General features: G+C 71.0%; 2 protein-coding genes. Both read right to left on the bottom strand.

The features are described 5' to 3' along the window. Positions 1-151: 151 nt before the first annotated feature. The gene (locus tag Q0P88_RS13975) at positions 152-4,663 is read right to left on the bottom strand and encodes an FtsK/SpoIIIE domain-containing protein (protein ID WP_295014956.1); all 4,512 of its coding nucleotides are present in this window, start codon (positions 4,661-4,663) and stop codon (positions 152-154) included. A 40-nt stretch (positions 4,664-4,703) separates the two neighbouring features. Continuing rightward, on the bottom strand, positions 4,704-6,029 hold the full coding sequence (locus Q0P88_RS13970) for an RDD family protein (RefSeq protein ID WP_295014955.1): 1,326 nt from the start codon (positions 6,027-6,029) through the stop codon (positions 4,704-4,706). Positions 6,030-6,171 lie beyond the last annotated feature (142 nt).

Here is a 6,171-nt window from a genome sequence, read left to right as displayed (position 1 = left end):
ACACCCTACGAAACCCCCACCACCCCCGTCGATGGGGACAACTCCCCATCACCCCACCTACTGCGGGTTCGGACATCAGTTGCCCCCCTTGTCGCCTCCCTGGGCCGCGCGGTGAGCGCGGTCTTGTCGAAGGTCAGCGCCGTCGTGTCGCTCACGCGAGCGTCTCGCCCTCGACGAACGGCAGCTGCACGATCACCTGGCGACCGGCCTGCACGAAGATGCCGCGACCCTCGGGGAAGTCGGTGCGCTTGACCTTGGGGAACGGCACCTTGAACACGGCGTCGCCGTCGAAGGCGTCAGGCTTGAGCACGATGCCCTTGCGGCCCGCCTTGAAGTCGCCGATGTAACCGAATCCACTCGTCGCCTGCGTGACGTCGAGGTCGCCCACGAGCAAGTGGTCGCTGCGGTTGATCGCCTGGAAGAGCGCCTTCATGTCGCGCTCGGCGGGGGTGTCGGCGAACTGGGGCACGTCCTCCACCACGATCAGCAGGCGGACGGGCATCGACTCGTCGGCCGCGAGCTCGACCAGCTCCTGCGCGAGCTCCTTGGCGGCCTCGGGCGTGGTCGCACTGCGGGTCCAGTCCGCGTAGTCCTTCAGCTGTGCGCGCCGACCACCGAAGTGGAACAACCGGACCGCGGGATCGAAGCGGCGCATCGACGCGATGAGGCCCTTGAGCGCCGTGGTCTTACCGGACAGCGGCGGACCGGCGACGAGGAACGTCCCGATCGGGTCGAAGTCGCGCGGCGCGAGGGTGTCCTCCGCGACGCCGAGCGCCGGGAAGCCGCCGATGCGATCCGGCAGCGCCGACGGCTCGAGCCTGGTCGGCAGCGCCCCGATCTCGGCGACCTCGCGCGCGCCGTTCGCGCGCAGTTCGGCCGCCATCGCCTCGAGGAGCTTGGTCTGCTCCGCGACGTTCGGGGTGCCGCCGAGGGTCGCGATCTGCGTCTCCAACCCGTCGACGATGGCGCGTCCCGGCGCCGACCGCTCGTCGAGGACGTCCTTCGGCGCGTTCAGCATCGCGTATCCCGACTCGTCCGAGAGACGCAGCACGACCTTGCGGGAGACGTTCGCGCTGACCGCCGTCGGCACGGATCCGGAGCGGTCCGCCGTGGCGACGACGTGCACGCCGAGCGGGCGACCCTCGCCGAGGATCCGCATGAACGTCTGATAGAACGGCATGCGCGCGGTTGTCGACTCCCAGTCGGAGCGGAACTGCGGAAACCCGTCGAGCAGGAAGAGGATGCGCGGCTCGTCGATCCCGGTCAGCTCGCGATACTCGGTGAGACTCGCGGCGTTCGCGGCGCTGAAGCGCTTGCCCCGATCGTCCAGCACGCGCGCCAGGGACCGCAGCACGCGCTGGACGCGCTCTGCGTCGTCGCCCGCGATGACCGACCCCACCTGGGGCAGGATCTCGAGGCTGCGCAGCGCCCCGGATCCGAAGTCCAGCGCGTAGACCTCGACGTTCGTCCCGGCGTCGGATCCCGCGGCGATCGCGATCGTGCGCAGCACGGTCGACTTGCCCGCACCGCTCGTGCCGTACACGAGGAGCGATCCGTCACGGTCGGGCACGAAGTAGGTCGGCTCCTGCAGCTGCCGGGACGGCACGTCCGTCTTGCCGAGGAGGATCTGGCCGTCGCCGAGCCGCGGGAGGTCGCGGAGGTCGACCGCACGTTCCAGGTCGTCCAGCCACGGCCGCCGCGGAGCGGGGATCCCCGCCTGAGCGGCCGCGGCGACGAGCGTCGCCACGATCCGCTTCTGGTCGTTGGGGCCGAGGTCCTCGTCGTGGCTGTCGGACTCGGGCTCCTGATCGGCCTCCCAGAGCTGGGTGGATCCGAACCGGAGCTCCGCGACGCGTACGTCCGCGACCTGCTCCTCGTCCGTCGACCAGCCGCCCGCATAGGCGGACTGGAAGGGGACGAGGCGGCCCGGGCCGGTCTTCGCGATGCCGCGGCCGGGGATCGAGGGCGGGAAGGACGCGGCGACGACGTCGTCGACGACGTCCTTCGAGTCGGACTCGTCGGCCATGCGCAGCGCGACGCGCAGGTTCGTGTTGGCGCGGAGGTTGTCCTTGATCACGCCGGCGGGGCGCTGGGTCGCCATGATGAGGTGGATGCCGAGGGAGCGGCCGCGCTGGGCGATGTCGACGACGCCGTCGACGAACTCCGGTACCTCGCCCGCGAGGGCCGCGAACTCGTCGATGACCAGGACGAGGGCGGGCGGCGTGTCGGGGTCGCGACGCTTCTCCAGTTCGAGCAGGTCCTTCGCCTTCTTGCGGTTGAACAGGTGCTCCCGATGGTGCAGCTCCGCGCGCAGGCTGGTGAGCGCGCGGCGCACCAGGTGGGGGCTCAGGTCGGTGACGAGGCCGACGGTGTGGGGCAGGTCGACGCAGTCGGCGAACGCGGATCCGCCCTTGTAGTCGACGAAGAGGAACGTCACCCGGTCGGGGCTGTGCGCGGCCGCCATGCCGAGCACCCACGCCTGCAGGAACTCGCTCTTCCCCGCACCGGTCGTACCGCCCACGAGCGCATGCGGACCCTGGGTGCGCAGGTCGAGCGTCATCGCATCGGTCTGCGACTGGCCGATGATCGCACGCAGATTGCCCGCCTTCTTGAGCCTCGGCTGAGGGACGCCGGAGCGATCGATGATCGTGTTGTTCTGGCGCCAGCGGTCGATCACGCTCGTCGGATCCGAGGCCGTCTCGGATCCGACGAGCGAGAGGAACATGACCGAGTTCGGGATGTCCGAGGAGTCCTCGACGACGGTGGACGCGTCGACGACCGGGGCGAGGCGCTTCGCGAACATCGTCATGTACGCGTGCGAGACTCCCTCGACGCGGGCGTCGGGGTAGGAGACGCCGTTGCGCACCGTGCCGATGCGGGCGTGCTCCAGCCCGGCCGTGACGTCGACGAAACTGCGGCAGGCCGCGGGAAGGGCCTCGACGACCGGCGCCACGAACAGGGCGTAGACGCCGACGTCGGCGCCGCGTTCGAGGATCTGGGTGAGGCGGGCGCGATCCACCGGGGCGTCGTTCGTGACGATGACGACCACCGCGGCCTGGCCTTCGAAGCTCGACTCCTCCGCGGCGCGCTTGACGTCGGTGCCGAACCGCGTGGGGTCCCAGTCGTCGCCGTAGGGCAGCCGATGCGACGCCGCGGCCTTCGAGCGGCGCATCACGATCTCCTCCAGACCGCTCAGCAGCGCGGTTCCCGTGGAGGCGGAGTCGGCGAGCGCCATCTCCTTGAAGGGGTTGCGCTCGCTCGACGTGTGCGGGAGCCAGGTCAACCAGTCCAGCTCGTTGGCCCAGCCCGGCTCCGTGAGCGCGACGGCGACGAGCTCGTTCGGCGAGTGCATCCCGAAGAGCTGCACCGCGAGGCCGCGCAGAGCATCGCCCGCGACCGAGGTCGGTCCCGCCACGCCGATGGATCCGGCGCTCTGCAGGGACTCGAGGATCGGCACGTCGTCGATCATCCGATAGCGCTCCTCGAGCCGGTCGACGCGGTCGACGAACTCGGGCAGAGCCTCCGCGGACTCCGTGCGCGTGATCCGCGTGCGCGACGCGTCGGAGCACGTCCCCAGGCGCACCGCGAGGAAGTTCCAGTGCTCGGGTCGCCGCGTCCAGAGCAGCGGGCCGAGCCGCATGGCCTCGTCGAACACCACCGCGACCGCGGGCACCTCGCTGTTGCGCACCGCGTGCTCGCGCGGGCGCGCGTGGTACAACTTCTCCTCCAGGCGCTCGAACTGGTCCTCGAAGAGGTCTGCCTCCTTGCGCAGACGCTGCCCGAGGTTGGTCTTCTGCGAGATGAAGTTGCCGAACATCATCATCGGGCTCGCCGCGGCCATGAGCAGCGAGAGCGGCCTCCCGGTGAAGACGAACATCGTGACCGCGAGCAGGATCGGCGCGACCAGCATGGGCCACGGGAACAGGCGCTGGACCTGGTCGCGCGGATAGCGGGGCTCGTCGATCTCCTCGCCCGAGAAGCGCTCCTCGACCCGGGGACTGCGGTTGAAGAGCAGAGCCCCGCCGCGTTCGAGCACGGGATCCTGGTCGGCGGCCGTCCCGTCGAAGTCCCCGACCAGGCGCACCACGACCTCGCTGTCGCCGAGCGCGAAGGGTTGGCCGGGGATGACTCGGAGGCGCTGGACGAGTCCGCCGTCGACGAGGATCCCGTTCGCCGAGTTCAGGTCGACGAGCTCGACGAACGTGGCAGCGACCTCGATGCGGGCATGCCGCTTGGAGACGAGCGGATCGGCGAGGACCACATCGGCCGAGGCCTCCCGGCCGATCACGAAATGACCGATCGGCAGGGAGAACTCGTGCCCGGCCGCCGGTCCGGACAGCACGCTCAGGTGCGCGGCAGGGCGCGCACCCGCCGCGCCCGTCGCGATGCGCTCGGCGCCGAGGTTCACGATCTCGGCGAGGAATCCGGATCCGACGGGGGCGTCGCCGATCGCGAGATCGGGATTCAACGTCACCAGCCGGTCGCTCGTGGGCGGAGCGACCGAGAGCGTGAGCGTGTCGCGGTGCCCGACGTGCACGGAGCGCAGCGGATCGGTCGTCGCGATCCGGTGCGCGACGTCGGCCACGGTGGCGGTGGAGTCGGCGGTGACCACGATGTCCGTGACCGGCGAGCCGGGACGGCGCAGGGTGAGCTTTACCTTCATCGGTCGTCCTCCGGGCGCGGCCGGCGCCAGTTCGTCGGCATCATGCCTGATCCACCTTCAGGCTGCGATCGCCGAAGCGCAGCGTGTCTCCGAGGCGCAGCTCGGTGGGGTGGCCGGGGGTGAGCGGGTGCTCCGAGCCGTCGCGCACGATGGAGCTGCCGTTGGTGGATGCGCGATCGACGGCGACCAGGCCCCGACGGGACAGCAGGATCGCGACGTGCGTCTTCGAGACCGATCGCGTCTCGTCCGCCACGCTCACGAGCTGCGGCTCGTCGTCGCCGCCCTCGCCCGGTGCCGCCGCGGGAGCGCGTCCGATGAGCGTCGTACCGCGCACCTCGACACGGGTCCCGTCGTCGAGGACGAGGAGGGCCCGCGCCGGGGAGAGCGTGGGCTCCGGAGCGGGCTCGGGCTCCGGGGCGGGGGCGGTCTCCGGGGCGGGCGCCGGCTCCGGCGCAGGCTCCGGCGCGGTCAGGGGAGGCGCGGGATTCGAGGGCGCGCCGAGCAGCGGCGCTCCCGCCAGGGGCGCCAGGGGCGCGACGCTCGGCGAAGGAGCGAGGTCCGGCGCCGACGCGGTCGGCTCCGGCACGGCGCCGACGCGCGCGGACGGTGCCGCCCGATGCGCACCGACCACGCCGCCGGAGAATCGACCGGTCGGCACGTAGACCGCGGGGGCATCCCGATCGATCGGCGTCGCCAACGAGGGCAGGACCGGAGCCGCCTCGTGCACCTCGGTCGTGATCTGCTTGCGCGCGATGCGCAGACGCTTGCCGTCATAGGGGTTAAGGCCGCGGCGCACGTCGACCAGCCAGGTCGCGGCGGCACGGTCGGGCCAGCCACGGCCACGCCGTTCCGCGTCGAACAGCGGGGAGAGGGCGATCACCAGCAGCGGGCCGATCAGTGGGACGAGGAAGGAGGCTCCCAGAACGAGATAGCGCACGACGGCGCCCCGCCAGAAGCCGGGCTTCTCCAGTGTGCGCACGTTGATCGTGCGGATCCCGAAGGCGGCCTTGCCGAGCGTGACCCCCTTCAGCCCGTGCAGGATCAGCTGCAGGACGGTGAAGATCAGCATGAGCGCGTACGAGACGATCAGCGGGAGCAGGGCCCAGAACAGATCCTTACGGGCGAGGATCGCCTGAGGATCCGAGGCGCCCTGCGCGACGAGCCCCAGGATCGCGATCGTCCCCGGCACGGCGATCGCGAGGGCGACGACGGCTTCCAACGTGGTCGCGGCGACCCGCATCCCCGGACGGGCGGGAACCAGGCCGAGCGCCTGCGCATACGCGGGATCGGGGCGCCCCTGAGCATCGAGTCCCTCGACGTCGCTCGCCTGGGCCGGGATCTCCCAGATCTCGTTGGACAGGCTCATATCCCCTCACGTTATCAATCCGACACGCCGTGTCCGGGCAGAGCGAGGGGCCGGTGTCGCGCACCGGCCCCTCGCTCGAAGAAAGTCGCTCAGTTGCCGGCGAGCTGGGTGTCCAGATCCTGGATCGCCCGCATCATCCCCA

This window comes from uncultured Microbacterium sp., assembly GCF_945952435.1.
Lineage (GTDB): Bacteria > Actinomycetota > Actinomycetes > Actinomycetales > Microbacteriaceae > Microbacterium.
This window is presented reverse-complemented; position numbering and strand designations above follow the sequence as displayed.